This is a genomic window from Streptococcus oralis, from assembly GCF_023110055.1.
Lineage (GTDB): Bacteria > Bacillota > Bacilli > Lactobacillales > Streptococcaceae > Streptococcus > Streptococcus oralis_BY.
Genome location: NZ_JALDVG010000001.1, coordinates 1202470 through 1226158, shown reverse-complemented (window position 1 = coordinate 1226158; position 23689 = coordinate 1202470). Strand labels below are relative to the sequence as shown.

General features: G+C 40.2%; 19 protein-coding genes. 18 read left to right on the top strand and 1 reads right to left on the bottom strand.

Annotated elements, in window-relative coordinates; genetic code table 11:
* The first annotated feature begins 1 nt into the window (after position 1).
* Both M1G01_RS05785 and M1G01_RS05780 read left to right on the top strand, forming a co-directional pair.
* Positions 2-700 (top strand): response regulator transcription factor, encoded by a 699-nt coding sequence (locus tag M1G01_RS05785; RefSeq protein ID WP_247931384.1) that lies wholly within the window; start codon positions 2-4, stop codon positions 698-700.
* Complete coding sequence (locus M1G01_RS05780; RefSeq protein WP_247931383.1) at positions 667-1698, top strand: sensor histidine kinase; 1032 nt, start codon at positions 667-669, stop codon at positions 1696-1698. Before M1G01_RS05785 ends, M1G01_RS05780 begins: the two co-directional genes overlap by 34 nt.
* 134 nt (positions 1699-1832) lie before the next feature.
* Here M1G01_RS05780 and M1G01_RS05775 read toward each other — a convergent pair whose 3' ends face one another.
* Positions 1833-3317 (bottom strand): DUF1846 domain-containing protein, encoded by a 1485-nt coding sequence (locus M1G01_RS05775; RefSeq protein WP_247931382.1) that lies wholly within the window; start codon positions 3315-3317, stop codon positions 1833-1835.
* A gap of 152 nt (positions 3318-3469) precedes the next feature.
* On the opposite strand from M1G01_RS05775, the gene M1G01_RS05770 reads away from it, so the two are divergent.
* From M1G01_RS05770 to M1G01_RS05695, 16 genes are all read left to right on the top strand, one after another.
* Complete coding sequence (locus tag M1G01_RS05770) at positions 3470-5080, top strand: glycoside hydrolase family 13 protein (RefSeq protein WP_247931381.1); 1611 nt, start codon at positions 3470-3472, stop codon at positions 5078-5080.
* A 169-nt stretch (positions 5081-5249) separates the two neighbouring features.
* Positions 5250-7217 (top strand): peptide ABC transporter substrate-binding protein, encoded by a 1968-nt coding sequence (locus M1G01_RS05765; RefSeq protein ID WP_247931380.1) that lies wholly within the window; start codon positions 5250-5252, stop codon positions 7215-7217.
* 148 nt (positions 7218-7365) lie between these two features.
* Positions 7366-9327: a peptide ABC transporter substrate-binding protein gene (locus M1G01_RS05760; RefSeq protein WP_247931379.1), complete on the top strand. Its 1962-nt coding sequence runs from the start codon at positions 7366-7368 to the stop codon at positions 9325-9327.
* 191 nt (positions 9328-9518) lie between these two features.
* The gene (gene cpsA / locus M1G01_RS05755) at positions 9519-10964 is read left to right on the top strand and encodes an LCP family glycopolymer transferase CpsA (protein WP_247931378.1); all 1446 of its coding nucleotides are present in this window, start codon (positions 9519-9521) and stop codon (positions 10962-10964) included.
* A gap of 1 nt (position 10965) precedes the next feature.
* Complete coding sequence (gene cps4B / locus M1G01_RS05750) at positions 10966-11697, top strand: capsular polysaccharide biosynthesis protein Cps4B (RefSeq protein WP_247931377.1); 732 nt, start codon at positions 10966-10968, stop codon at positions 11695-11697.
* Between the two features lie 8 nt (positions 11698-11705).
* Positions 11706-12398 (top strand): capsular polysaccharide biosynthesis protein CpsC, encoded by a 693-nt coding sequence (cpsC, locus tag M1G01_RS05745; protein ID WP_000664126.1) that lies wholly within the window; start codon positions 11706-11708, stop codon positions 12396-12398.
* 9 nt (positions 12399-12407) lie between these two features.
* On the top strand, positions 12408-13100 hold the full coding sequence (locus M1G01_RS05740; RefSeq protein WP_001142580.1) for a tyrosine-protein kinase: 693 nt from the start codon (positions 12408-12410) through the stop codon (positions 13098-13100).
* Between the two features lie 22 nt (positions 13101-13122).
* On the top strand, positions 13123-14490 hold the full coding sequence (locus M1G01_RS05735; protein WP_247931376.1) for a sugar transferase: 1368 nt from the start codon (positions 13123-13125) through the stop codon (positions 14488-14490).
* Positions 14491-14520: 30 nt separating this feature from the next.
* Complete coding sequence (cps2T, locus tag M1G01_RS05730) at positions 14521-15693, top strand: beta 1-4 rhamnosyltransferase Cps2T (RefSeq protein WP_247931375.1); 1173 nt, start codon at positions 14521-14523, stop codon at positions 15691-15693.
* 3 nt (positions 15694-15696) lie between these two features.
* Positions 15697-16854 carry a glycosyltransferase family 4 protein gene (locus M1G01_RS05725; RefSeq protein WP_000822224.1) on the top strand — a complete coding sequence of 386 codons (1158 nt, stop codon included), beginning with the start codon at positions 15697-15699 and terminating at the stop codon, positions 16852-16854.
* A 2-nt stretch (positions 16855-16856) separates the two neighbouring features.
* On the top strand, positions 16857-17855 hold the full coding sequence (locus M1G01_RS05720; protein WP_247931374.1) for a Stealth CR1 domain-containing protein: 999 nt from the start codon (positions 16857-16859) through the stop codon (positions 17853-17855).
* A gap of 34 nt (positions 17856-17889) precedes the next feature.
* The gene (locus M1G01_RS05715; protein WP_247931373.1) at positions 17890-18867 is read left to right on the top strand and encodes a glycosyltransferase family 2 protein; all 978 of its coding nucleotides are present in this window, start codon (positions 17890-17892) and stop codon (positions 18865-18867) included.
* A gap of 27 nt (positions 18868-18894) precedes the next feature.
* A complete protein-coding gene (locus M1G01_RS05710; protein ID WP_000915512.1) occupies positions 18895-20055 on the top strand; it encodes a hypothetical protein in 1161 nt (386 codons plus the stop codon).
* A complete protein-coding gene (locus M1G01_RS05705; protein WP_247931372.1) occupies positions 20052-21464 on the top strand; it encodes a flippase in 1413 nt (470 codons plus the stop codon). Before M1G01_RS05710 ends, M1G01_RS05705 begins: the two co-directional genes overlap by 4 nt.
* Before the next feature lie 9 nt (positions 21465-21473).
* Complete coding sequence (gene glf, locus M1G01_RS05700) at positions 21474-22577, top strand: UDP-galactopyranose mutase (RefSeq protein WP_061588750.1); 1104 nt, start codon at positions 21474-21476, stop codon at positions 22575-22577.
* Positions 22578-22604: 27 nt separating this feature from the next.
* Positions 22605-23657, top strand: coding sequence for a glycosyltransferase (locus M1G01_RS05695; protein WP_071851587.1), 1053 nt, complete (start codon positions 22605-22607; stop codon positions 23655-23657).
* Positions 23658-23689: the final 32 nt, after the last annotated feature.

The following is a 23689-nucleotide window of genomic DNA, read 5'->3' as shown; positions in this document are numbered from 1 at the left end:
AATGGAATTCATGAGACAGTATCGTATTTTGGTGGTTGATGATGACCGAAGCATTTTGAAGCTGGTGAAAAACGTCCTAGACCTTGATGCTTATGATGTGACGACGCTTGATCGAATAGAAGAGCTAGAGCTGACGCATTTTGTCGGATATGACTTGATTTTGCTAGATGTGATGATGGAGCCTGCTAATGGTTTTGAGCTGTGTTCCTACATTCGTCCTCATCTTTCGTGTCCAATTATCTTTCTGACAGCTAAGGAGTTAGAGGCGGACAAGGTGGAAGGGCTCTTTCGCGGAGCAGATGACTATATTGTCAAGCCTTTTGGGACCAAAGAATTGCTGGCGCGTGTCAGAGCTCATCTTCGGCGGGAGGAAAGACGGGAGGAGCGATATTCTGAAATTGCTTCTTGTCAATTTTATCCAGAGCGCTATGAAGTTGCCTATTTTGGTAAAGTCTTGAAATTTTCAGAGCGAGAGTTTAAGTTGCTGCATTTACTAGCTAGCAATCCCAAGCAGACCTTTTCAGCTGAACGCCTGCATACCTTGCTTTACCCAGAAAGCTCAGAAACACAGCTTCGCTCCATCTCAGAATACGTATATCAGATTCGCCAAAAATGCAAACAAGAAGGGCTGCAAGCAATCGCAACAGTGAGAGGAGTAGGCTATAGATGGCAATTAGAACCCGAAATTTCAAAAGCCTAGTTTGGACAACCAGTTTAAAAATCGTCTTTTTCCATGTTTTGATTTTTGTGCTTATAGGCTATGAATTTACGCAAGGAAGTGATTACGTTCTTTTCACCTTGTTCTTCTGGGCAGGGAGCTTGCTGCTGATTACTTTTTATCATATTTTGAAATTGCTCCGAAAAATCGACAGGGAAATAAAAATGCTAAAGAGCGAGAAGCTTTTAGAAGAAAATCAAAGTCAGCTTTTTCGGATTGAGGAAATGCTAGAAGTCTATAGCGATTTACGGAGCAGCCACCAAGAAAATGCTCGTCTTCTAGAAAGAGAGCAGCAGCATAATCAGGAGTTGATTTTACAGCTGTCAGCGACATCGCACGATTTGAAGACGCCCCTAACTGTGATTAAAGGGAACGCTGAGCTCTTGGAATTGGCGCAGTTGGGCCAGCCACAGGCAGACTATGCTGCTGAGATTTTGCAGGCTAGTCACAAGATGGAAGAGTATTGTGGCTCTTTGATTGATTACGCTAAGACTTTTCAGATTGATTCTAATCAGTTCATTCAGCTTTCCTTAGGGGACTTTTTGGCTTATCTACAGGATGATTGGGCACTGTTCAGCAAACAGGAAAGCCATCGTTTCTACCTCCAAGAAGATTGTGAGCTTAGTCTGATTTTGTCAATTCATTTGGACTATCTCAAGCGAGCTTTGCTCAATATTTTACTGAATGCGCTTGAACATGCAGACCAGAATCAAAAGGAAGTGAAGCTGATGGTATCAGTGCAGCAGGATCAGTTGGTTTTTGCTATCTGGAACAACGGTCCAGCATTTTCAGAGGAGATGCTGCTGGGAGCGGAACAGCTCTTTTACCAGAGTGACCAAAGCCGCAATTCAGCTAATCCCCATCATGGTATCGGCTTAGCCTTTTCTAAGCAGGTAGCTCTCTTGCATGGTGGCCGTCTGACCCTGCTCAATCCAGATCAAGGAGGAGCCTCTGTCGAGTTGACAATTTCATTAAAATAAATGAGGATGGAAGATTATAAAAACGCATAATACCAAGTGTCCAAAAGGCTTGATATTATACGTTTGATTTTTTTATTATGTAAAGATTTACTGGATTTTTCTCTCAAATTGAGTTTTTGTCCAGCCTTGTTTATTTACTTACGATACAGGCGATCGTATTGGTAGTATGGGTCAAAGGTTACGTTGATGCCTAGCTTGCGAAGGACATTCTTGTCTTCATCGGTCAAGATGATGGTTGAGTGGGCTTCGCTTCCTTTGAGATTGCCAAGTTCTTCCATGGCACGCGCAGCATCTGGATTTTCCATAGCTGTGATGGCTAGCGCAATCAAAATTTCATTTGAGTGGAGGCGAGGATTGCGGCTACCTAGATGATCGATTTTAAGACCTTGAATTGGCTTGACGACTTCAGGCTCGATTAGTTTCACTTCCTTAGCGATATCAGCTGATTTTTTGATGGCATTGATTAAGGCGGCAGCTGTAGGACCAAAGAGTTCAGAGTTTTTACCAGTCACGACTTCCCCGCTTGGCAATTCAAGGGCTAGGGCAGGACCACCAGTTTCTTCTGCTTTTTGGCGTGCAGCAACAGCAACCTTACGGTCTGCAGGAGTGATACCGAGGTCGTTCATGAGCAGTTCAATTTTCTTGACAGCAGTTTCTCCGACTTTTTCAGCTTTAAAATCAAGTACAGTCTGATAGTAGCGACGGATGATTTCTTGTTTTGAAGCTTCGATAGCAGATTCATTATCAGTAATAGCGAAGCCAACCATGTTGACACCCATGTCTGTTGGTGAAGCGTATGGAGATTCACCGAGAATGCGTTCCAACATACGTTTTAGCACTGGGAAGATTTCGATATCACGGTTGTAATTGACAGTAGTTTCTCCGTAAGTTTGAAGATGGAAGGGGTCAATCATGTTGACATCATCAAGGTCTGCGGTTGCAGCCTCGTAGGCCAAGTTGACCGGATGATGAAGGGGAAGATTCCAAACTGGGAAGGTTTCAAACTTAGCGTAACCAGACTTGATGCCATTAAGTTGGTCGTTGTACATATTGGACATACAAGTGGCCAATTTTCCAGAACCAGGTCCAGGAGCTGTTACGACGATCAAGTTGCGACTGGTTTTGATGTAGTCGTTTTTCCCCATGCCTTCGGGAGAAATAATGTGATCCATATCCGTCGGGTATCCTTTGATTGGATAATGAAGATAGGAATCAATCCCGTTTTTATCTAACTGGTTGCGGAAGGCATCTGCAGCAGGTTGTCCAGCGTACTGTGTGATGACAACTGAGCCAACAAAAATTCCCAGCTCATTGAATTTGTCAATCAAACGAAGAACTTCTTGGTCATAAGAAATGCCTAGGTCGCCACGTGCTTTGGAATGTTCGATGTTGCTTGCGTTAATGGCGATCACAACCTCAACTTGCTCTTTCAATTCTTGCAAGAGCTTGATTTTATTGTCAGGCTCATAACCAGGAAGGACACGAGCAGCGTGGAAATCTTCCAACATTTTGCCACCAAACTCCAAGTAGAGCTTGCCGTCAAATTGGTTAATGCGCTCCAAAATGTGGTCGCGCTGTAGATTCAAATATTGTTCAGAACTAAAAGCTTGTTTTTTCATTTTTTTACCTCTGACCTCTATTATAATAAAAAATTGGAAGATAGGAAACTACGGAGTCAAAAAAGAAATCAAAAAGATTAGGCAAACGCTTGCACTAAGTTTAAAAAAGCGCTATCATAGATTATAGATTATTAAAATAATGAGGTAAGAAGATGCAAGAAAAATGGTGGCACAATGCCGTAGTCTATCAAGTCTATCCCAAGAGTTTTATGGACAGCAACGGAGATGGCATTGGTGATTTGCCAGGAATTACCAGTAAATTAGACTATCTAGCTAAGTTAGGGATTACAGCGATTTGGCTTTCTCCTGTTTATGACAGTCCGATGGATGATAATGGCTATGATATTGCTGATTATCAAGCGATTGCTGCTATTTTCGGAACCATGGAGGACATGGACCAACTCATCGCAGAAGCTAAGAAACGTGATATTCGTATCATCATGGACTTGGTGGTCAATCATACCTCGGATGAGCATGCTTGGTTTGTCGAGGCCTGTGAAAATCCTGATAGCCCTGAGCGAGACTACTATATCTGGCGAGATAAGCCCAATGATTTGGAGTCTATCTTTAGTGGATCTGCTTGGGAATACGATGAAAAGTCGGGTCAATACTATCTTCACTTTTTCAGCAAGAAACAGCCGGATCTCAACTGGGAGAATGAAAAACTGCGCCAGAAAATTTATGAGATGATGAACTTCTGGATTGATAAGGGCATTGGCGGTTTTCGTATGGATGTTATTGACATGATTGGGAAAATTCCTGATGAGAAAGTAGTTAATAACGGTCCCATGCTCCATCCCTATCTCAAGGAAATGAATCAGGCGACTTTTGGAGATAAGAATCTCTTGACAGTAGGGGAAACATGGGGGGCAACGCCAGAGATTGCTAAACTCTACTCGGATCCAAAGGGGCAAGAATTGTCTATGGTCTTCCAGTTTGAACACATCTGTCTTCAGTATCAGGAAGGGCAACCTAAGTGGCACTACCAAAAAGAGTTAAATGTAGGGAAGTTAAAAGAAATTTTCAACAAATGGCAGACAGAATTAGGAGTTGAGGACGGCTGGAATTCCCTTTTCTGGAATAATCATGACCTCCCTCGCATCGTCTCTATCTGGGGAAATGACCAAGAATACCGTGAAAAATCTGCCAAAGCCTTTGCAATCTTGCTTCATCTCATGAGAGGGACACCTTATATCTACCAAGGTGAGGAGATTGGGATGACCAATTATCCGTTTGAAACACTGGATCAAGTAGAAGATATTGAATCCCTCAACTATGCGCGTGAGGCTCTTGAAAAAGGCGTTCCGATGGAAGAAATCATGGATAGTGTCCGTGTCATCGGACGTGATAATGCCCGTACCCCGATGCAATGGGATGAAAGCAAAAATGCTGGCTTCTCAACAGGTCAACCTTGGTTGGCAGTTAATCCAAACTATCAAGAAATCAACGTTCAAGAAGCACTAGCAAACCCAGATTCGATCTTCTATACTTATCAAAAACTCGTTCAAATTCGTAAGGAGAACAACTGGTTGATTCGAGCTGATTTTGAATTACTCGATACGGCTGATAAGGTCTTTGCCTATATTCGTAAGGACGGTGACCGTCGCTTCCTAGTTGTGGCTAACTTGTCCAATGAAAAACAAAACTTTTCAGTAGAAGGAAGAGTTAAGTCAATCTTGATTGAAAACACTACTGCTAAAGAAGCAGTTGAAAAACAAACCTTGGCTCCATGGGATGCTTTCTGTGTGAAACTAACGGATTAAAATAAGTGAACCTCAAGCCTTTGATGCTTGGGGTTCTTTTGTTGAAAAATATGTAGAAAACCCTTTAAAAAATATTTGTTAGAATTTTCTAAAAAATCTGGCGAAAGTTCTTGCTTTTATGAAAAAATAGGGTATAATGGTGAAAACACTATCTTTAAGGAGATTACTTATGAAATCGAAAAAGTGGCTCTTAGGAGCAGGTGCTGTTTTGAGTGCAGCCCTACTGTTAACTGCTTGTGGGCAAAGTGAAAAGAAAGCGGATGCTCCCAAGACATTCTCTTATGTCTACGCTATGGATCCATCTTCTTTGGACTATAGTGTGACGAGCAAGAGCTCAACCTCTGACGTTATAGCAAACGTTGTTGATGGTCTTTTGGAAAATGATAAGTATGGGAACTTAATTCCATCACTTGCAGAAGACTGGTCTGTTTCAAAGGATGGTTTGACTTACACCTACAAACTTCGTAAGGGTGTAAAATGGTATACTTCTGATGGAGAAGAATACGCTGAAGTTAAGGCCAAAGACTTTGTTACTGGGCTTAAACATGCTGCTGACGGAAAATCAGATGGTCTTTCTTTGATTCAGGATTCTATCAAAGGTTTGGCAGAGTATGTTAGTGGTGAGAGCAATGATTTCTCTACCGTAGGAGTTAAGGCTGTTGATGATTACACGGTAGAATACACGCTCAACAAACCAGAAAGTTTCTGGAACTCTAAGGTCACAACTGCAACCATGCTTCCAGTTAATGAAGAATTTTTGAATTCTAAAGGGAGCGACTACGGTGCACCAACCCCTTCAGGTATCCTATATAATGGTCCTTATTTCTTGAAATCATTGACTTCAAAATCACTCATTGAATATGAAAAGAATCCAAACTACTGGGATAAGGACAATGTCAAGATTGACAATATTAAACTAACTTTCTACGATGGATCAGACCAAGAATCTTTGATTCGTAGCTTTACACAAGGAGCTTATACAACAGCCCGTCTCTTCCCAACAAGCTCAAACTTTGAGTCAACTAAACAAGAGTACGGTGATAAGATTGTTTACAGTCCACAAGAAGCGACTAGCTACTACCTCACTGTTAATGTAAACCGCCAATCTTACAATAAGACAGCCAAAACAGACGAAGCTCAAAAAACATCAACGAAAGAAGCTCTTCTCAACAAGAACTTCCGTCAGGCGCTGAACTTTGCCCTTGACCGTCATTCTTATACTGCTCAGTTGAATGGTGAAGAAGGTGCGAACAAGATTATCCGTAACAGCCTAGTGCCACATGACTACGTTCAAGTTGGTGAAAAAACCTTTGGAGAGTTGGCGCAGGCAGAGCTTGTTTCATATGGAGACCAGTGGAAAGATGTAGCCCTTACAGATGGAAAGGATACGATTTACAGTCCTGAAAAAGCTAAGGCTGCCTTTGCTAAAGCCAAGGAAGAATTGCAGGGCAAGGGAGTTACCTTCCCAATCCATTTGGATATCCCGGTTGAACAAACAGATGTAATCGCAGTTCAACAAACCAACTCACTCAAGCAGTCAATCGAATCATCGCTTGGCACTGAAAATATCATTGTCGATGTCCTTCAAATGACAGATAATGAAAAAATTAGCATTACGTCTCAAGCCAAGGTGCCATCTCAAAAAGACTATGACTTGAACGGAACTGGTTGGGGACCAGACTATCAAGACCCAGCTACCTACCTCAACATCCTTGATGCCAAGAAGGGATCGGCCCTTAAACACTTGGGAATCACTCGCGGAAAAGATCCAGAAGTGATGGCTCAAGTTGGACTGGACGAATACAAGAAACTTTTGGATGATGCTGCAGCTGAAACTAGCGACCTTAATAAGCGTTATGAAAAATACGCTAAAGCTCAAGCTTGGGTGTCAGACAGCTCGCTCTTAATCCCAGTTGCTTCTTCAGGTGGTTCTCCAACTGTTAGCCGTACTGTACCATTCACAAAAGCATACTCTCAAGTCGGAATCAAGGGCGACCCATTTGTGTTCAAAGGTTTGGAGTTGCAAAATGATGTTGTGACTGCAAAAGAATACGAAGAAGCCTTCAAGAAATGGCAACAAGAAAAAATCGAGACAAATGCCAAATACCAAAAAGAACTTGAAAAACACGTCAAGTAATCTATAAATAGAAAAGGAAGTTGCAGGAAACTGTGCTTCCTTTTTTTGTTTTGAGACACCAGTTGTCATAAAAGTAGTAACTTTACATTTTTGAATAAATTTGATAAAATATGGTTATGTTATAAAAAGTGACATAAAGGAGTGAATGATGATCAAAATGAAAAAAAGACTGATTGGGACAGGTCTTGTCTTAGCGACAGGGATTTTGCTCTCTGCATGTGGACAGTCCAATACAGATACTAGCACTTATTCATCAACATTTAGTGCGAATCCAACAACTTTTAACTATCTCCTAGATTATTATGCAGATAACACTGCCGTTATTACCAATCTTGTAGATGGTTTGCTAGAAAATGACAGCTACGGGAACCTCGTGCCTGCTCTTGCAGAGGATTGGTCAGTTTCAGCAGATGGTTTGACCTATACCTACAAGCTTAGAAAAGATGCCAAGTGGTATACAGCTGATGGTGAGGAATATGCTTCAGTCAAAGCTCAGGATTTTGTCACTGGGATCAAATATGCTGCGGACAACAAGGGGCAAGCCATGGATCTGATTCAAAATTCAATCAAGGGATTGAATGACTATGTGACGGGTGTGACCAATGACTTTTCAACTGTTGGTGTCAAAGCCTTGGATGACTATACGGTTGAGTACACTTTGACACGACCAGAACCTTATTGGAACTCTAAGACAACCAATAGTATTCTTTTCCCAGTCAACGAAGAGTTTTTGAAATCAAAAGATAAAGACTTTGGTACCTTGACACCAGACAGCATCCTTTATAACGGTCCATATCTGTTAAAAGATTTCACATCAAAATCTTCGATCGAATATGTGAAGAATCCACACTATTTTGACCATGATAAAGTAACCATTGAAAAAGTTAAGTTAGCCTACTTTGATGGGTCAGATCAGGAGATGACCATTCGAAACTTTGAAAGTGGTGCTTACTCGATTGCAGGAGTCTATCCAAATAGTTCGAATTATGCTAAGACAAAAGAAAAATACCAAGACAATATCGTCTATAGCTTACAAGACAAGACATCTTGGTACTTTAACTTTAACGTCAACCGCAAAATCTATAATCATACCGCTAAAACAACGGACGAACAAAAGAAATCAGCTCAAACAGCTATCTTAAATAAAAATTTCCGTCAGGCTATCAACTTTGGAATTGATCGAACAGCCTACTCTGCTCAATCTAACGGTGAAGAAGCAGCGAGCAAAACCCTTCGTAATACTCTAGTTCCCCCAACATTTGTTCAGGTGGGAGATAAGACCTTTGGAGAAGTAACAGCTTCTAAGCTTGTGAACTACGGAACTGAGTGGTCAGGTATCAATTTGGCAGACGCTCAAGATGCTTACTTCAACAAGGAAAAAGCCCAAGCAAAATTTGCGGAAGCTAAAAAGGAATTGGAAGCCCAAGGCGTGACTTTCCCAATCCATTTGGATGTCCCTATTGATCAGACGAATAAAAATGCGGTTTCTGGTATGAACTCGGTTAAACAAACCCTTGAAACAGTACTAGGTTCTGACAATATCGTCATTGATGTTCAACAGCTTTCTACAGATGACTTTGGAAATGTTGCCTTCCTAGCACCAAATCCAGCAGCTCGTGACTACGACCTAAACTTTGATGGTTGGGTTGGTGATTACCAGGATCCATCAACTTATCTAGATCCCTTCAATGCTGAAACTGGCTTCTATCTCAAGATTTTTGGTCTTGATGCCAAGGAAGACCAAGAGCTCATTAAGAGTTTGGGGCTCGATATCTATACGAAACTTCTAAAAGAAGCAGATGCTGAGAATAAAGATGTCGCTAAGCGTTATGAAAAATACGCTGAAGCTCAAGCTTGGATGATTGACAATTCTCTAGTTATGTCTGCTATGTCAAATGGTGGTACAGCCTCTGTAACCAAAGTAACTCCGTTTACACGTGCCTACTCCCTAGTGGGAATCAAGGGTGACGGAAATAATTATAAGTACATGAGATTACAAAAAGACCCTGTTACCAAGAAACAATTTGATGAAGCCAAGGCTAAGTGGGAAGAAGAAAGTAAAAAAGCCATCGAAAAGAGCCAAAAAGAGTTTGAAAACCACGTAAAATAAGATTACAGACAAGGTTGCCCCTGAGCGCCTTGTCTTTTTGTGCAGAATGGCATTCGGAACTTTGCTTATATTTCAGAGCAACTTAAGAGAACAAAAGCGAATGAAAACGCTGAAAATAGCAAGGATGGATGGAATTTCCATCATGATTGTGATATAATATTTATAACTATTAACGTGTATAGGGGATTATCATGAGTAGACGTTCAAAGAGAGCTCGTTCTGGCAACATGAAACGAAATGTTAACATAGTCTTATTAACCATTTATCTACTGTTGGGTAGTTTTTTGCTGTTCTTGATTTTTAGACACAACATTTTAGCCTTTAGATACCTGAATATTATTTCTGCAGTTCTCGTTTTATTAGCTGCTTTAGTAGGACTACTGCTGATTGTTTATAAAAAAGCTGAGAAGTTTACGGTCTTCTTTTTGACGCTTGCCATCGTAGTTAGCTCCGTTTCTCTCTATGCTTTGCAACAGTTTGTCGGTTTTACCAATCATATCAATGCGACTTCAAACTACTCAGAGTATTCGATGAGTGTGGTCGTTTTGAAAGATAGTGAAATCAATAATGTGACTCAGTTAGAGAGTGTAAAAGGTCCGACTGAAACAGATAATGATAATATCCAAAAGTTGGTGGCGGATATTAAGACGACACAGAGTAAAGACTTGATAGTTGAACAGAGTACTTCTTATCTAGCAGCTTATAAGAGTCTGCTTTCTGGCGAAACGAAAGCAATTGTCTTAAATAGTGTCTTTGAAAATATCATTGAAGCAGAGTATCCAGATTATGCTTCAAAAATCAAAAAAATCTATACAAAACAATTAACTAAGGATGTTGCGGCACCAAAGGTATCGAAGAATAAAGCTTTCAATATTTATGTGAGCGGTATTGATACCTATGGTCCGATTAGTTCAGTATCGCGTTCTGATGTGAATATTCTAATGACTGTGAATCGAGATACCAAGAAAATCCTTCTGACTACAACGCCTCGAGATTCTTATGTTCCGATTGCGGATGGGGGAAATAATCAAAAGGATAAATTGACCCACGCTGGGATTTATGGAGTGGACTCGTCGATTCATACCTTGGAAAACCTATACGGGGTTGATATCAATTACTATGTTCGCTTGAACTTCACTTCTTTCTTGAAATTGATTGACCTTCTAGGTGGTGTTGATGTCTATAATGATCAGGATTTCACTTCTTTGCATGGCAAGTACCATTTTCCTGTTGGGAATGTCCATCTAGACTCTGAGCAGGCTCTTGGTTTTGTCCGTGAGCGCTACTCTCTAGCAGATGGAGATCGTGACCGTGGTCGAAACCAACAAAAGGTTATTGTAGCTGTGATTCAGAAATTAACATCAACTGAAGCTTTGAAGAACTATGACAATATTATTCAAGGATTACAAGATTCTCTTCAGACCAATATGCCTTTGGAAACCATGATGGATCTGGTTAATACTCAATTGGAGAGTGGTGGGAACTACAAAGTCAACTCTCAAGACTTGAAAGGAACTGGACGCACGGATCTTCCTTCATACGCTATGCCAGATAGTAACCTCTACATGATGGAAATTGATGAAAGTAGCTTGGCCGCTGCGAAAGCTGCTATCAATGATGTGATGGAGGGCAAGTAGCATGATCGATATTCATTCGCACATCGTTTTTGATGTGGATGATGGTCCAAAGTCAATAGAGGACAGTAAAAAACTTCTTAGAGAGGCCTACAGTCAAGGAGTGAGGACAATCGTTTCAACTTCGCATAGACGAAAAGGGATGTTCGAAACTCCTGAAGAAAAAATCGCGACTAACTTTCTAAAGGTGCGAGAAATGGCTAAGGAAGTTGCGGATAACTTAATCATTGCCTATGGGGCAGAAATCTACTATACGCCAGATGTTGTTGAGAAGTTAGAAAAGAAATTAATCCCGACCCTCAACGATAGTCGCTATGCTTTGATTGAGTTTAGTATGAATACACCCTATCGGGATATGCATAAGGGGCTGAGTAATATTCTAATGTTAGGCATTACACCCATCATTGCCCACATTGAACGTTACGATGCTTTAGAAAACAATGAGCAGCGCGTGCGAGAGCTGATTGATATGGGATGTTATACTCAAGTCAATAGTTCTCATGTCTTGAAACCTAAACTCTTCGGAGAAACTTATAAATTCATGAAAAAGAGAGCTCAGTATTTCTTGGAACGAGATCTGGTTCACGTGATCGCAAGTGATATGCACAACTTGGATCACAGACCTCCTCATATGGAGGAAGCCTATGATATCATTGCCAAAAAATACAGTGAAGATAAGGCTAAGGAACTTTTTAAGGATAATCCCCGAAAAATAATAATGGATCAATTGATTTAGGAGAAAAAATGAAAGAACAAAATATGATGGAAATCGATGTATTTCACTTACTTAAAATCCTTTGGAAACGAAAATTGTTAATTGCTTTGGTAGCATTCGTGACAGGGATAGTAGCATTTGCCTACAGTAGTTTTATTGTGAAGCCGGAGTTTACGAGTACGACCAGAATTTATGTGGTCAATCGTAATCAGGGAGATAAGCCTGGCTTGACTAACCAAGATTTGCAAGCAGGATCTTACTTGGTAAAAGACTATCGCGAAATCATTCTCTCGCAAGACGTTTTAGAGAAGGTTGCGACTGATTTGAAACTAGAACTCCCTCCAAAAGGTCTAGCTAGTAAAATCAAAGTAACAGTTCCAGTGGATACGCGTATTGTATCGATTTCTGTTACAGACCGTGCACCTGAGGAAGCTAGCCGTATCGCCAACTCTTTGAGAGAGGTTGCGGCTCAAAAGATCATCAGCGTCACGCGAGTTTCAGATGTGACAACGCTTGAAGAAGCTCGTCCTGCAACATCCCCATCGTCTCCAAATATCCGTCGCAATACCATGGTTGGATTTCTTGCTGGCGCAGTTGTAATGGTTGTTACGGTTCTCCTAGTTGAGCTCTTAGATACACGAGTGAAACGTCCAGAAGATATCGAAGATGTGATGCAAATTGCGCTATTGGGAGTAGTTCCAAATTTGGATAAATTGAAATAGGAGAGAGAGATGCCAACATTAGAGATTGTACAAAAAAAATTAGATTTGGCAAGAAAAGCTGAAGAATATTATAATGCGCTTCGTACCAATATACAGTTGAGTGGGAATAATTTGAAAGTTATTTCGATCACGTCTGTGAAACCGGGTGAAGGGAAGTCAACTACTTCTACAAATATTGCTTGGGCTTTCGCGCGTGCGGGCTATAAGACGCTGTTAATCGATGCCGATATTCGTAATTCAGTCATGTCAGGTGTCTTTAAATCACGGGAAAAGATTACAGGCCTAACAGAGTTCTTGTCAGGCACAACAGACCTATCACAAGGTTTATGTGAAACCAATGTTGAAAATTTGTTTGTCATTCAAGCGGGTTCTGTATCCCCAAACCCTACAGCTTTGCTACAAAGTGAAAATTTTGCGACCATGATTGACACCTTACGCAAGTACTTTGACTACATTGTCGTAGATACTGCTCCGATTGGAGTTGTTATCGATGCAGCGATTATCACGCAGAAGTGTGACGCTTCTGTTTTAGTAACTGCTGCTGGTGAAACAAATCGTCGTGATGTCCAAAAAGCTAAAGAACAACTCGAACAAACAGGCAAACCATTCTTAGGAATTGTGCTTAATAAACTCAATACTTCAGTTGAAAAATATGGTTCCTATGGAGCATATGGAAACTATGGGAATTATGGCAAAAAATAATAAATAGTTTAGGGAAGATATTATGGAAGAAAAGGGATTGAAGATTACTTTGGCGACAATCCAGAGTTTTCTTGTCATTTTATTAGCTTATTTACTTAGTTTTGTTAAGGAAACAGAGATTGTAAATACTTCTGTTATTATCTTGTTCATTCTTCATTTTTTTATTTTTTATATCAGTGATTATGGGCATGATTTTTTTAAAAGGGGTTATTTAGCAGAGTTTATCAACACGACAAAGTATATCGTGTTCTTTGCTTTAGCTATCAGTATTTCGAATTTTTTCTTAGAAGATCGTTTTAGTATCTCTAGACGAGGAATGATTTATTTTTTGACTATACACTCTATTCTGTTGTATTTGTTGAATCTATGCATTAAACGCTATAGAAAAAGCATCTTTCCAAATCTCAAGGGGAGTAAGAAGATATTCTTGATAACAGCGACCTCTAGGGTTGAAAAAGTCATCGATAGGCTGATAGAGTCGGGAGAAATTTTTTGGAATTTGGTGGCGGTCAGTGTTTTAGACCAGCCTGATTTTCGGCATCAAACCTTAACCGTTGTACCTGCTGAGAATATCTTAGACTTTGCTACTCATGAAGTTGTCGATGAGGTCTTTATCAATCTACCAAGTGAAGAGTACGACATCGGGGAGTTTATCTCACTTTTTGAGACATTGGGAATTGATGTTACAGTTAATCTGAATGCTTTTAATAACTATCTAGGTAGTGATAAAAAGATTCGTGGGATGGCAGGGCTGAATGTTATCACGTTTTCTACAAAATTTTATAAGACCAGTCATGTCATTGCCAAACGTTTCATTGATATTGTCGGTTCGATTGTCGGATTGATTATTTGTGGTTTGGTGAGCATTGTTTTGGTTCCGATGATTCGACAAGATGGTGGGCCAGCGATTTTTTCTCAAACGCGTATTGGAAAAAATGGTCGACATTTCACTTTCTATAAATTTAGATCTATGTGCGTGAATGCTGAGCAGCGGAAACAAGAACTTTTGGCGCAAAATACTATGCAGGGGGGCATGTTTAAGGTCGATGATGATCCTCGTATCACTCCAATTGGTCGCTTTATTCGTAAGACCAGCCTAGATGAGTTACCGCAGTTTTGGAATGTTTTAATGGGAGATATGAGTCTGGTCGGAACCCGTCCCCCAACAGTGGATGAGTATGAAAAATATACACCTGAGCAAAAACGTCGATTGAGTTTTAAACCTGGGATAACAGGTTTGTGGCAAGTCAGTGGACGAAGCGAGATCAAGGATTTCGATGAAGTTGTCAAGTTAGATGTGGCCTATATTGATGATTGGACTATTTGGAAAGATATTGAAATATTGTTAAAGACCGTTAAAGTTGTATTTATGAGAGATGGGGCGAAGTAATTTCTGCCCTTCAGTCCTGTTAGGAGAGAAATGAAACAGTCAGTTTATATTATTGGTTCAAAGGGGATTCCTGCTAAGTACGGAGGATTTGAAACCTTTGTTGAAAAATTAACCGAATATCAAAAAGACAGCAACATACAATACTATGTTGCTTGTATGCGTGAAAATTCAGCCAAGTCTGGTATCACGGAAGATCAGTTTGAGCACAATGGAGCCATTTGTTTCAACATCGACGTACCCAATATCGGACCGGCCCGCGCCATCGCTTACGATATTGCAGCGGTCAACAAGGCTATTGAATTGGCTAAGGAGAACAAGGACGAGGCTCCCATTTTTTACATTCTAGCTTGTCGCATCGGTCCTTTTATTTCTGGACTTAAGAAAAAAATTCGTGCGATTGGTGGCTCTTTGCTGGTGAATCCTGATGGTCATGAATGGCTACGAGCAAAGTGGAGCCTGCCAGTTCGTAAGTACTGGAAATTTTCAGAGAAGCACATGGTCAAACATGCAGATTTACTGGTCTGTGACAGTAAAAATATCGAACAATATATCCAAGAGGATTATAAGCAGTACCAACCAAAGACCACCTATATTGCCTATGGGACAGATACAGCTCCTTCAATCCTGAAAGCAGAAGATGCCAAAGTTCGAGATTGGTATAAGGAAAAAGAAGTTAGCGAAAATGGCTATTATCTAGTAGTGGGACGATTTGTTCCTGAAAATAACTACGAAGCCATGATTCGTGAATTTATCAAGTCCAAGTCCAAAAAGGACTTTGTTCTCATCACAAATGTGGAGCAGAATAAATTTTACGACCAGTTGTTACGGGATACTGGTTTTGACAAAGATCCTAGGGTCAAATTTGTCGGTACTGTCTATGACCAAGAGTTGCTCAAGTACATCCGTGAAAATGCCTTTGCCTATTTCCATGGGCATGAGGTTGGAGGAACCAACCCTTCTCTACTGGAAGCTTTAGCATCCACAAAACTAAATTTGTTGCTAGATGTTGGTTTTAACCGTGAGGTTGGTGAAGACGGGGCCATTTATTGGAAAAAAGATGAGTTGGCACGCGTCATTGAGGAAGTAGAGGGATTTGATCAGGTAGTGATAGCTGACTTGGATTTCAAGTCAAGCCAAAGAATTATCTCGGCTTTCACATGGGAAAAGATTGTGTCAGATTATGAAGAAGTGTTTAAAGGATAGGGAATGAAACGGATTTTATACTTGCATGCTGGTGCAGAAATGTATGGAGCAGATAAGGTTTTATTGGAATTGATAAAAGGATTGGATTCCAAAGAATTTGAAGCTCACGTCATCTTGCCAAATGACGGTGTTTTAGTCGAGGCTTTGCGCCAAGTTGGAGCTAAGGTCAGCGTGTTGGATTATCCGATTTTACGTAGAAAATACTTTAATCCTAAAGGCATTGCCGACTATATTCGCTCTTATAATTTCTATGCTAAGCAAATCGCCCTCTATGCTCGAGAACACAGTATAGATATGGTTCACAATAATACAGCGGCTGTTTTGGAGGGCATCTATTTGAAACGCAAGCTCAAGCTGCCTTTGATTTGGCATGTTCATGAGATTATCGTCAAACCCAAAGCTATTTCTGACTTTATCAATATGCTCATGGGACGATATGCAGACAAGATTGTGACGGTGTCCCAAGCGGTCGCTAATCATATCAAGCAGTCTCCCTTTATCAAAGATAGCCAAGTGGAAGTGATTTATAACGGTGTCGATAATGCTGTCTATTATCCAATGGATGCGTCTTCTATTCGTGAAAAATTTGACATTGCGCAAGATGCACTTGTGATTGGCATGATTGGTCGGGTCAATGCTATTAAAGGACAAAATGATTTCATAGAAGCAGTCGAGCCACTTTTGGAAAAGAATGAGCAAGCGGTGGCTTTCCTGGCTGGAGGTGTTTTTCCTGGTGAAGAATGGCGCTTAGAAGAACTAGATAAGAGAATAGCTTCTTCATCTGTTGTGTCACAAATTCATCGTATTGATTACTACGATAAGACTTCTGAACTTTATAATATGTTTGATATCTTTGTCTTACCAAGTATAAAACCTGATTCCCTACCTACAGTAGTCCTAGAAGCCATGGCTTGTTCAAAACCAGTTGTTGGTTATAACAATGGGGGAATAGCTGAAATGGTAGTAGATGACAAAAGTGGTTGCTTAGTCAAACCAAATCGTCCTCAAGAACTTTCTAATGCCATTTCTCTCTTACTAGATAGTTCTGAAAAAAGAGAAAAATTTGGGCGAGTAGGATATCAGAGACAAAAAGAGCTGTTTTCTTTGGAGAGTTACATCAAGAACTTCTCGGAGTTGTATAAAACAGATAGAAAAGATTAGTTATGAATAAAATAGATTTTGTTGTTACTTGGGTTGATGGTGGAGATCCAATTTGGCAAGCCAAGAAAGCTAAATATTCTGGAGCTGTGGATACTTCTAAAAACAGCATGAATTCTGTGAAAGCCTACCGTGATTGGGGAACTTTTAAATACTGGTTTAGAGGGGTTGAAAAGTTTGCACCATGGGTTAATAAGGTCTACCTCGTGACCGACCAGCAAAAGCCAAGCTGGTTAGATATAAATAGTGAAAAATTGGTGTTGGTAGATCATACAGAGATTATCTGTAATGACTACCTGCCAGTTTTTTCTGCCAATCCTATCGAAAGTAACATCCATCGAATCCCTGGTCTCTCTGAGCATTTTGTTTTTTTTAATGACGATATGTATTTGACAGCTCCAGTCGAGCCGACAGATTTTTTCTCAGAGGATGGTTTACCCAAATATAATACGGCTCTTTCACCGATTATTCCTGAGCGATATGGAACGGGGAATTTTCAGATAAATGACATGGAGATTGTCACTAGCTATTTCAGTCGAAATGAAATTTTGAAGAATGGCCAATTCTTTGATCCAAAGCAGGGATTAAAAAGTATCGTTAAGTCGCTACTATACAGAAATAGTCAGTTTATCTGTGGTTTCTGGGAAAGCCATTTACCCTACCCCCTATTAAAATCAACGATGAATTTGGTATGGGAAAAGGAAAAAGCTGTCTTGGAAATAACCTCGGCTAGTCGCTTTAGAAATCCTTCTGATACCAATGTTTGGCTCTTTAAGTATTGGCAGATTGCCAGTGGTAAATACGCTATCGGAAATCCTAAGTTGGGAGGACTCTTTTCTTTGGATAATGCCGGACCAGATTTTTGGAAGATACTAAATTCTGGCAAATACCAAATTATGTGTATCAATGATGGATTCAACATTCAAGACGAGGAGCAGGTGATGACAGACTTTATCAAGGCTATGGATCAACTGCTTCCAGATAGAAGCTCATTTGAGATTTAAACTGTAAAACTAAGTAAGAGAAAGAAAAGAAAATATGATTTCGGTAATTGTGCCTGTTTATAATGTGGAGGACTACCTTCATTATGCCATGGAGAGTTTGGAACATCAGACTTACAAGGATATGGAAGTCCTCTTGATTGATGACGGCTCGAGTGATGGCTCAGGATACTTGTGTGACCAGTATGCCCAGCAATATGATTGGGTGACTAGCTACCATAAGGTCAACGGTGGCTTGTCTGATGCTCGGAACTATGGGGTCTTGAAAGCCAAGGGCGACTGGATTACTTTCCTAGATCCAGACGACTATCTGGAACCCTGCGCCTTGGAACTGCTAGCAGAGCTACAAAGTCGTACCCAAGCAGATATGGTGAGTGGCAAAGTAGAGCCAACAGCTCACTATCATCGTTTTCAAAATTTTCACTTGGATCAGCTTGATTTAGACCAAGTTAAGGTCTATGACAAGGCAAAGGCTCTGACTGAGATGCTTTATGGAGACCTTGTAACGGTCTCTGCTTGTGGGAAACTCTATCGGAAAGAACTTCTTGAGAAAGCTCCCTTCCCCAAGGGGCGCATCTACGAAGACCTCTATGTTATCAGTGAGCATCTCAACCAAGCCCAATCCGTGGCCTTGTACCATCTTCCGATTTACCATTATTACCATAGACCTGGTAGCATTACTGCCTCGGCTTTCACGCCAAAACAATACGAGTTTTACGAAGCAATTGATCATTTAAAAGAGGTTGTGAATGCAACCTATCCTGAGAGTTCAGAACTCCAAGAAGCCATCATTTCACGCTTCTTTACAGGAAGTCTTCTTATCTTTACGATGATTAAGGATGGGGATTCGGTAGAATTCAAGAGACTTCAGGAGAAAACCAGGCCTTATTTGCCTCTTGTCTTGAAGAATGCTAGAGTTAGCAAGAAACGTAGGATCCTCTATGTTTTAGTTACTAAGTATCCGCGACTCTATTATCAATTTAAAAAGTTAAAAAAAATCCTAAGTAAGAGTTAGGGATGAAAGAAGAAAAGGAAAAAGAAAATGTTAAAGTTAGAACGTGATAAATTGCTAATTGCAGCAGTTTTAATAGTGGTTGTCTCCATAGATATGATCAATACGTCTATGTTAGCTCCTGTTTTACCTAATATTCCTAATGTAGTTCCTTTTTTTGCGGTCCTGTTACTTGCTATGCGATTTGCTTATATTCATCACTACTCTATAAGCTATCTCATCTTTGCACCAATTCTTCTTTTTGCTGGGGGCATGGTTTACTATAAGACTGGGAACCTTAATGCATTGATGTATATGTTTCTGCTTGTCTTTCTTTACAAGGCTGAGATGGAAAGTGTACTTAAAATATACTCTGTTGTAGCCTTGTTTTTTATTGTATTGATAGTGTTCTTGGCTGTGATTGGTGCTATTCCAAACTTGCAATTTGTCCAATCACGATCTGCGGGAGTCGTTGTTCGAAATTCATTTGGCTTTATTTATCCAACTGATTTTGCTTCTCACTGTTTTTATCTATATACAGCTATATCGTATATCTTTAGAAAGAAATTCATTGTTTTACGGACTGCCTTAGGATTTGGTCTGGCTTATTTCATTATTCGATATTGCGATGCGAGGCTTAATGCCGCTTCTATTACTGTAATGGCGCTCATTTTTCTGTACTTTTATTTCCGAAATGATAAACAGCGACGGCTTTTTGCTTTACTTCCTTTATCGGCTGGTATAGCGTCTTCAGTAATGATTTATCTCTCTTCTAAATTTACCTGGTCTCATCCAATGTATGTGGCTCTAAACAATTTTTTTAGTATGAGATTACACCTAGGACATGAGGCACTAAAAAAATATGCAGTGCAGTGGTTTGGGATTCGGGGCATATCATTTGTCGGTTATGGGGGGCGTACAGAATCCGTTTTGAGCTACGACTATGTAGACTCTTCCTACGTTCAGATGCTCTTTACCTATGGGATGATTCCAGTTCTCTTATTGGTCGTGTTATACATAGTTAGGTCTTGGTCACTTTATCGCAAAAAGAATTATTTGCTATTGACGGCCTTATCCTTAATAGCAGTCAACTGTATGTTTGAGGCCTTCTGGGTTCGCCCGTCTTATAATATTTTTATGTTTACTCTATTTGCAACCTTGCCAGTTATTGAATTTGAATCGAAGAAATCTACAACGAGGAACTCCTTGTGAAAGTATTAAAAAATTATTTATATAATCTTTCTTATCAGCTGTTAGTAATCGTTTTACCAGTCATTACTACACCCTATATTACTCGGGTTTTCTCATCCAATGACTTAGGTTCCTATGGGTACTACAACTCAATAGTAACTTACTTTATACTCTTAGCGACACTTGGGGTGGCCAATTATGGGACAAAGGAAATTTCCGGCCATCGTAAGGAAGTCGAAAAGACCTTCTGGGGTATTTACAGTTTACAAGTCCTTTCAACCTGTTTAGCGGTTACGCTTTATATAGTTGTCTGCTTGCTTGTGCCGTCGATGAACAATCCAATTGCTTATATACTTGGCTTTAGTTTGCTGTCTCGTGGTTTTGATATTTCTTGGCTTTTTCAAGGGTTAGAAGATTTCAAAAAAATCACAGCTCGTAACACAATGGTCAAACTTCTAGGTGTTGTTTCGATATTCCTATTTGTTAAGAAACCATCCGACTTGTACTTGTATATCATCCTCTTGGTTGCCTATGATCTACTAGGTCAGTTGAGTATGTGGCTTCCTGCTCGGGAGCACATTCGCAAGCCGCATTTGGATATAGCCTATGCCAAAGAGCATATTAAACCAGTCATTCTCTTGTTTCTGCCACAGATTGCCATTTCACTCTATATCACGCTAGATCGCACCATGTTGGGTGCCTTGTCTTCGACCAAGGATGTCGGGATCTATGATCAAGCCTTGAAATTATTGAATATTTTGTTGACTTTGGTAACGTCGCTTGGTAGTGTTATGTTGCCTCGGGTCTCCAATCTCCTCTCATCAGGTAATCAAAAGGCGGTTAACAAGTTACATGAAATGTCTTTCTTAGTGTATAACTTGGTTATCTTCCCGATGATTGCGGGGATTTTAATTGTTAACAAAGATTTTGTCAATTTTTTCCTGGGGCAAGACTTCCAAGATGCTCGCTATGCGATTGCCATCATGGTCTTTAGAATGTTCTTTATTGGCTGGACCAATATAATGGGAATTCAAATCTTGATTCCTCACAATAAGAATCGTGAATTTATGCTATCAACAACTATTCCAGCTGTTTTTAGTGTGGGCTTGAATCTCCTCTTGATCCCGCCTCTGGGCTATATTGGAGCTTCAATTGTATCTGTTGCGACTGAAGGTTTGGTCTGGCTGATTCAACTCTACTTTACACGTTCGTATCTAAAAGAGGTCAAGATTCTACCGTCCATGCTAAAAATACTTCTAGCAGCACTCCTGATGTACGGCGCCCTGTATTCTGCACAAGCTTTCATGCACTTCTCGTCTGTTGTGAATGTCTTGATTTATGCTGCCCTTGGCTTCCTAGTCTATGGTGGCTTGGTTTTGCTCTTACGTGTCTTGGATTTTCAAGAACTAAAAAGTGTTTTAAAGAAATAAGGAGATTTTATGTACGATTATTTGATTGTCGGTGCTGGCTTGTCAGGTGCAATCTTTGCCTACGAAGCTAACAAACGTGGCAAGAAGGTGAAGGTGATTGATAAACGAGAACATATTGGTGGGAATATCTATTGCCAATCTGTTGAAGGAATCAATGTCCACAAGTATGGGGCTCATATCTTCCATACATCTAATAAAAAGGTATGGGAATATGTCAATCAGTTTGCGGAGTTTAACAATTATATCAATTCTCCTATTGCCAACTATCAAGGACATCTTTACAATCTGCCTTTCAATATGAACACTTTCTATGCTTTGTGGGGGACAAAGACACCCCAAGAAGTCAAGGACAAGATTGCTGAGCAGACGACACACATGCAAGATGTTGAGCCTAAAAACTTAGAGGAACAAGCCATTAAGTTGATTGGTATGGATGTCTATGAAAAGCTAATCAAGGGCTACACCGAAAAGCAATGGGGGCGTTCTGCTACTGAACTACCACCCTTTATCATCAAGCGTTTACCTGTTCGATTGACCTATGATAACAATTATTTCAATGACCGTTACCAAGGAATTCCGATTGGTGGTTACAATGTCATCATCGAAAAGTTGTTGGAAGGAATCGAAGTAGAGCTTAATACAGATTTCTTTACTGATCGGGAGAACTTGGAGGCTTCAGCAACTAAGATTGTCTTCACAGGGATGATTGATCAGTTCTTTGACTACAAGTTTGGTGAACTAGAGTATCGTAGTCTCCGTTTTGAGCATGAGATTTTGGATCAAGAAAATTATCAAGGAAATGCTGTAGTCAACTATACTGAACGTGATATTCCCTATACGCGAATCATCGAACACAAACATTTTGAGTTTGGGACTCAAGCCAAGACCGTTATTACTCGTGAATATCCAGCAGATTGGAAAAGAGGAGATGAACCTTACTATCCAATCAATGATGCCAAAAACAATGCAATTTATGAGCAGTATCTAGCAGAAGCTGAGAAAAATGGGCGCGTTATTTTCTGTGGGCGCTTGGCAGATTATAAATACTATGATATGCACGTGACTGTTGAACGTGCATTGGATGTGGTAGAAGAAGAACTAGGGAGTATCTAAGAACATCACGGATAAAGGGGAGAAAAGGTGAAATATTATCTGAAGGATTCATTTCTGCATAATGCACACGAAAAGAATGCAGGGAGTAAGGCACGAAATGACGTGGAAACTATTCTAATCTCAGAGGGTTATGAGGGGTTGGAGTTCAAGGTTGAGAATTGGTATAAGATGAATTTCTTTAAAGCTCAACAACACAAATATCGTGCGACCAAGTCTGTGTTTGATCAGTTGGAAGCTGGAGATGAATTGGTGATTCAGTTCCCTATTATCCACCATACATTTTTCATTTCACAACTCATCAAGCAGGCGCAAAAAAGAGGAGTTAAATTCTATCTGTTGATCCATGATATTGAAACCTTGCGTCATGCAGCAGGTTCAGAAGTGAAATTTCGTCATAAAGTGAGAAATTACTTTCAAGAGAAGAAAGCTCTAACGTCAGTGGATGGGATTATCGTTCATAATGATATCATGAAAAATGTTTTAGCCGGTCAAGGATTTCCGTCTGATAAAATGGTAAGCTTGGAGATTTTTGACTATCTGATTCCTAACTTTGAGGTACAAGCTCTTCCTCAAAAAAACCAACCTATTATCGTAGCTGGAAATTTGAACCCTGCAAAGTCAGGTTATCTTTATAATTTACCAGAACAACCAGCCTATAACTTGTATGGAGTAGGCTATGATGAAAGTCGTGCATTGAAAAACACCACCTACTTTGGCTCCTTTATGCCGGATGACCTCCCAGCTGCTCTTGAAGGTAGTTTTGGTTTGGTCTGGGACGGAGACAGCTCAGAAACCTGCCAAGGTTCTTACGGAAACTATCTACGCTTTAACAACTCGCACAAGGCCTCTCTCTACTTAGCTTCAGGTTTTCCCCTAATAGTCTGGAAAGAGTCGGCTCTCGCACATTTTGTTCTGGATAAAGAGTGTGGTCTAGCAGTTGATTCTCTACACGACCTCCAAAAAGTACTAGATGATTTGACACTTCAAGACTACAAGGAACTTTCAGAACAAGCTAGGAAAGTTGGAGCTGCTCTTCGAGATGGAGCCTATTTAAAAGCTGCCTTATCCAAATTGAAGTAAATTCCTTAGGGAATTTGGGACAAAATGAAATA

Bases quoted from the DNA above. Each gene is read 5' to 3' on its own strand.
- M1G01_RS05785 (WP_247931384.1), top strand. From the start codon at position 2: ATGGAATTCATGAGACAGTATCGTATTTTGGTGGTTGATGATGACCGA.
- M1G01_RS05780 (WP_247931383.1), top strand. From the start codon at position 667: ATGGCAATTAGAACCCGAAATTTCAAAAGCCTAGTTTGGACAACCAGT.
- M1G01_RS05775 (WP_247931382.1), bottom strand. From the start codon at position 3,317: ATGAAAAAACAAGCTTTTAGTTCTGAACAATATTTGAATCTACAGCGC.
- M1G01_RS05770 (WP_247931381.1), top strand. From the start codon at position 3,470: ATGCAAGAAAAATGGTGGCACAATGCCGTAGTCTATCAAGTCTATCCC.
- M1G01_RS05765 (WP_247931380.1), top strand. From the start codon at position 5,250: ATGAAATCGAAAAAGTGGCTCTTAGGAGCAGGTGCTGTTTTGAGTGCA.
- M1G01_RS05760 (WP_247931379.1), top strand. From the start codon at position 7,366: ATGATCAAAATGAAAAAAAGACTGATTGGGACAGGTCTTGTCTTAGCG.
- cpsA (WP_247931378.1), top strand. From the start codon at position 9,519: ATGAGTAGACGTTCAAAGAGAGCTCGTTCTGGCAACATGAAACGAAAT.
- cps4B (WP_247931377.1), top strand. From the start codon at position 10,966: ATGATCGATATTCATTCGCACATCGTTTTTGATGTGGATGATGGTCCA.
- cpsC (WP_000664126.1), top strand. From the start codon at position 11,706: ATGAAAGAACAAAATATGATGGAAATCGATGTATTTCACTTACTTAAA.
- M1G01_RS05740 (WP_001142580.1), top strand. From the start codon at position 12,408: ATGCCAACATTAGAGATTGTACAAAAAAAATTAGATTTGGCAAGAAAA.
- M1G01_RS05735 (WP_247931376.1), top strand. From the start codon at position 13,123: ATGGAAGAAAAGGGATTGAAGATTACTTTGGCGACAATCCAGAGTTTT.
- cps2T (WP_247931375.1), top strand. From the start codon at position 14,521: ATGAAACAGTCAGTTTATATTATTGGTTCAAAGGGGATTCCTGCTAAG.
- M1G01_RS05725 (WP_000822224.1), top strand. From the start codon at position 15,697: ATGAAACGGATTTTATACTTGCATGCTGGTGCAGAAATGTATGGAGCA.
- M1G01_RS05720 (WP_247931374.1), top strand. From the start codon at position 16,857: ATGAATAAAATAGATTTTGTTGTTACTTGGGTTGATGGTGGAGATCCA.
- M1G01_RS05715 (WP_247931373.1), top strand. From the start codon at position 17,890: ATGATTTCGGTAATTGTGCCTGTTTATAATGTGGAGGACTACCTTCAT.
- M1G01_RS05710 (WP_000915512.1), top strand. From the start codon at position 18,895: ATGTTAAAGTTAGAACGTGATAAATTGCTAATTGCAGCAGTTTTAATA.
- glf (WP_061588750.1), top strand. From the start codon at position 21,474: ATGTACGATTATTTGATTGTCGGTGCTGGCTTGTCAGGTGCAATCTTT.